Source organism: Neptunomonas japonica DSM 18939, from assembly GCF_000422765.1.
Lineage (GTDB): Bacteria > Pseudomonadota > Gammaproteobacteria > Pseudomonadales > Balneatricaceae > Neptunomonas > Neptunomonas japonica.
In genome coordinates, this window is record NZ_AUGR01000040.1 from 1 (window position 1) to 4,686 (window position 4,686).

The window sequence follows — 4,686 nt, forward strand, 5'->3', positions numbered from 1 at the left end:
ATTGTGTAATCGCACTGACTGCGCTTATGATGCGTGGGGGTTGATGTGTCCATAATAGGTCCTCAATATGTAAACCTATTTCAGGACGGGACAAGGGACAAAAAAAAGCCGCTCTATGAGAGCGGCTTTTATGAGAAAGGTTAGACGTTAAACGCTATCTTTTTCACGTACTTTTTCTTGAGATTTAGCATAGCGCTTCGCCCAGAAATCAGCACCTTTAATTCCCAGTTTCTCTGGGTTAAATGTATAGGTTGTGACGCCTGCTTTACGCTGTGCTTCGTAATCTCTTAAAGCTTTCAGTGCTGGTTTTGAAATGAAGAATATGATCAAGATACCAACAATGTTCAACCATGCCATCAAGCCTACACCTATATCACCAAGGCCCCATGCAAGGTTTGCAGTTTTAACTGTTCCGTAGAAAGTTGCTGCTAGTAATACAAACTTCAGTAAGAAATCAAAACCAGGTAGCTTAAGTGTACGTTTGAGGTAAGCAAGGTTGGTTTCTGCAATGTAGTAGTAAGCAAGAATCGTTGTGAACGAGAAGAAGAATAGAGCCAGTGCGATAAATGGCTTACCTACGCCTGGTAGTACCTGCTCAACAGCAGTCTGTGTGTAAGCAGGGCTGTTAGCCGCGATGTCTGCAGCTAAGTTCTGAACTAGGAAAATACCTTCGCCCACACCGTGTACGTTATAAGCACCTGTGATCAAAATCATGAATGCAGTTGCAGAACAAACAAACAGGGTATCAATATAAACAGAGAATGCCTGTACTAAACCTTGTTGTGCTGGGTGTTCAACTTCAGCTGCAGCTGCAGCGTGAGGGCCTGTTCCTTGTCCTGCTTCGTTTGAGTAAACACCACGTTTAACACCCCAACCAATCGCAGCACCCATGCCGGCCATTGGTGTGAATGCGTCAGCAAAAATCATGCTGATAACATCAGGTAGCTGCTCTAGGTTAAGTGCAATCACTGAGCAAGCAATAACGATGTAAGCCAGTGCCATGAATGGCACAACAACTTGAGTGAAGCTAGCAATACGCTTCACGCCACCGAAGATGATAAAGCTAAGAACCAGAACAATACCGATAGCAGCTATAATTTTAGTGAGGCTTAGGTCGCCCATTGACGTATTGACCATACCGCCTGAACCGAACGCTAGTTCTGCTGCGTTACCAATGCCGTTAGACTGTACACCTGGTAGCATTACACCACAGGCTAGGATAGTGGCAATAGCGAAAATCCATGCAAACCATTTTTGGCCCATTGCTTTTTCAAAATAAAATGCTGGACCACCGCGGTACTGGCCTTCGTGTTCTTCTTTATAAATTTGCCCTAATGCAGACTCTGTATAAGCCGTTGCTGCGCCAAGAAAAGCAACAACCCACATCCAAAAAACTGCACCTGGGCCACCAAAACCAATGGCCGCTGCGACCCCAGCTATATTACCGGTACCAACACGGCCTGAAAGGGATACAGCTAAGGCTTGAAAAGAAGAGATCCCTTTGTCTGAGCTGCTACCAGAAAACAGTAAGCGCCACATTTCGCCGAACATGCGTACTTGGACAAAGCGGGTAAGGATTGAGTAGAACAAGCCTGCGCCAAGGCACAGATAGATAAGAGCTGGGCTCCAAATGATTCCATTTACAGAATCGATAATTGATTGCATATACACTAGTCTCCAGGGAGTTTCACGTTATTAGAATTATCGGCGGAAATTTTATAGAGTTATGCTCGGTATTTTTTTCTGTTATGCATCTGATATCAGACGAAAGTATGGGTTTTTCGGGAATTTCAAGAGTTTTTGCTATTTGGGGCAGAGTGGTGTCTGCCCCGGAGAGCCTAGCGTAGGTATTCTTTACTGATGCGTCGGAATGTCTCTGTTCCTGATTTTTGCATCCACTCAAAAGCGACCATCTCACGAGTCACGATATGTATGCCGCAGCCACGCATTCTCTCTAGTGCGTATAACTTGTCGTTAGGATTGCGGGAAGATACACAATCGGCAACTACATAAACTTCTAAACCTTGTTGTTTTAAATCAATAGCCGTTTGCATGACACAGACATGCGATTCAGTTCCAATGACAATAACCTGTTCCAGGTTGCTATCGTGAATCATCTTGTGGCAGGAAGGTTCAGCCATGCAGGAAAAATGTGTTTTTTCCATGTACTGGTCTTTTGGCAAAATATCTCTTAATTCAACGATGGTATGGCCGATGCCCTGAGGGTATTGCTCGGATGTCATGATGGTAATATCGAGTATGTTGGCTATTTCGATTAACCACTTGCTGTTTTGGATGAGTTCTTCTTTTTCGTAAATAGCAGGAGCCAGTTTTTCCTGAATATCGACAACTAATAAGCAGGATTTTTGAGGATGAATTAGCATGCTTTTCTCCTATTGATTGCGTTCAGGGTAATCCCTTGGCAGTGGCTTTGCCAAGTGTGTTTTATATCTGTGCTGTAGTTTCTGCTGGTATGGGCTTGATGATAAATAGATAGCTTAAAAAAGCCAGCGTACCCATTAAAGCAATGCTGGCAGCCATAATAGTCGGGGTGCCTGTATGACTGTGACCAACAATTAAACCGACAACGGCAGCAATTGCTGACTGAGTGAACCCTAATAGCGCAGAGGCTGTACCTGCCATTTTGGAAAATGGTCCCATTGCGCCAGCCATTGCTTGTGGCATAACCATACCCACGGCCATCATAAAAAACACTTGGCAACCAATAACCCAGTATAGATGATGCAATCCTAGTAACGACGCTGCCAGCATTGATATACCGGCACTTGTTGCTAGCAGTGTGCCTATGACTAGCATTTTATTAATGCCATAGCGCGGCCCTAGACGTTGGCTTAGCTGAGCACCAACCATATAACCAAGGACGACTGCCGTAAAATAAAAACCGTAGTTAGCTTCAGGCACGCCGAAAAAATCAATTAATACAAAAGACGATCCAGAGAGGAATGAAAACAGTCCGGAAAATGTAAAGCTGCAGCACAGTGTGTAGCCAAGAAAAACCCGGCTGCGGAGCAGCTGGCCGTAATTTCTCATGATCACAAGAGGGTTTAGACTGTTTACATTTTCAGGTTGTAGTGACTCCTGAATTTTGAACATGATGATCAATGTCACAATCGCTCCGTAAGCGCCTAGGAATATAAAGATGGCGCTCCAGTTGAAAACTAAGAGCATATAGCCACCAATAATCGGTGCGACAGCGGGTGCCAGTGCCATAATGGTACCCATCATGGACAGTACGCGAGCTGATTGTGTGGGGCCGTAAATATCTCTGATCATGGTACGACCTAATACGGGTCCACCACAGGCCCCTAGTGCCTGCAAAAAGCGAAACACAATGAGTTCTTCGATAGTTGTTGCTGTAGCACAACCAAAAGACGCAGCAGTAAAGAGTACTAGGCCTGCAAGAAGAATGGACTTGCGACCGAAGCGGTCTGCCAGTGGTCCATAAATAAGCTGCGCAACAGCAAATCCTGCAAAGAAGATGGATAAGGTGATCTGTACCTGGTCGATCGATGCATTTAGCTCTGTCGTTAATCTGGGTAACGAAGGTAAGTACATATCTGTCGAAAGTGGCCCAAGAGCAACAATGGAGGCAAGAACAAGTATGGTTGCCAGAGAAGTAGGTAAAAACATCAAGATTCCTTTCGCAGGTATAGGGCCTGACTTTACCGAATATTGGACGTGCAGAATAGGCTATAAATTGGAAAAAGATAGTTGCAGAAATAAAAAAAGGCGGATTAGATCCGCCATGAATTCGTGCTATCTGGCAGAATTAATTAACAATTTATTTTACGTATCTGCAAAGTGGTACGTGCAAAATAAACCGAAGAAAACAAATTATAACAATTCGCCAAGAGATACAATATTTACAACTAAAGACATTCTTTATGTATCATAAACTTTGGTGTATGGTCTCTCTATTAGTAAAAACAGCTCCTTCACCGAATAACGACAGAGAATCCTCATGAGCCACGCGATGACGTCCCAGCTTGAAGCATTAGTAACAAAGCACGAAAACACACTAAACGCTGCCCTGAATGCCATTCAAACCCGTGACTACTGGACGCCTTATCCAGAAAATCCCAGCCCACGTGCGTATGGCGAAACCGCCAATGCCGACGGTGAAGCCGCTTTTAAAAGCTACCTGAACCAGAGCTTTGCACTGGATATGCCGGGTATCGTCGGTGAAGCGGGCGCTGAAGTCTCTCCTTATGGCATTGATCTGAACGTCAAATACCCACTGGTTGATCTGGACCAGCTATTACCAGCCATGCAGAATGCGCGTAAAGCGTGGCGTGATGTTGGCCCACAAGGGCGTGCGGCTATCTGTTTAGAAATCTTGGAGCGTATCAATAAACGTAGCTTTGAAATTGGCTATGCCGTGATGCATACCTCAGGGCAAGGTTTCATGATGGCTTTCCAGGCCGGTGGCCCTCACGCACAAGACCGAGGCCTTGAAGCGGTGGCTTATGGCTACACCGCGATGATGCATACACCGCAAAGTGCTGTGTGGACAAAACCCCAAGGTAAGCACGACCCATTAGTCCTGAATAAAACCTTCACAACGGTCGGTCGCGGTATCGGTTTAGTGATTGGTTGCTCCACCTTCCCAACGTGGAATACTTACCCAGGACTGTTTGCTGACCTGATTACCGGTAACCCGGTGGT

At 45.2% G+C, this 4,686-nt stretch carries 4 protein-coding genes; 1 reads left to right on the top strand and 3 read right to left on the bottom strand.

Annotated features, from left to right (window positions below):
* Positions 1–147: 147 nt before the first annotated feature.
* The 3 genes from G511_RS0117655 to G511_RS0117665 form a co-directional block, all read right to left on the bottom strand.
* The gene (locus G511_RS0117655; protein WP_028470819.1) at positions 148–1,665 is read right to left on the bottom strand and encodes an alanine/glycine:cation symporter family protein; all 1,518 of its coding nucleotides are present in this window, start codon (positions 1,663–1,665) and stop codon (positions 148–150) included.
* A gap of 173 nt (positions 1,666–1,838) precedes the next feature.
* A complete protein-coding gene (locus tag G511_RS0117660; RefSeq protein WP_028470820.1) occupies positions 1,839–2,384 on the bottom strand; it encodes a hydrolase in 546 nt (181 codons plus the stop codon).
* Positions 2,385–2,445: 61 nt separating this feature from the next.
* Positions 2,446–3,651 carry a Bcr/CflA family multidrug efflux MFS transporter gene (locus G511_RS0117665; RefSeq protein ID WP_028470821.1) on the bottom strand — a complete coding sequence of 402 codons (1,206 nt, stop codon included), beginning with the start codon at positions 3,649–3,651 and terminating at the stop codon, positions 2,446–2,448.
* 331 nt (positions 3,652–3,982) lie between these two features.
* Between G511_RS0117665 and G511_RS0117670 the strand changes: the two genes are divergently transcribed.
* Positions 3,983–4,686, top strand: a 704-nt coding sequence (locus G511_RS0117670) for a hypothetical protein (RefSeq protein WP_028470822.1), incomplete at its 3' end; no start/stop codon positions are given.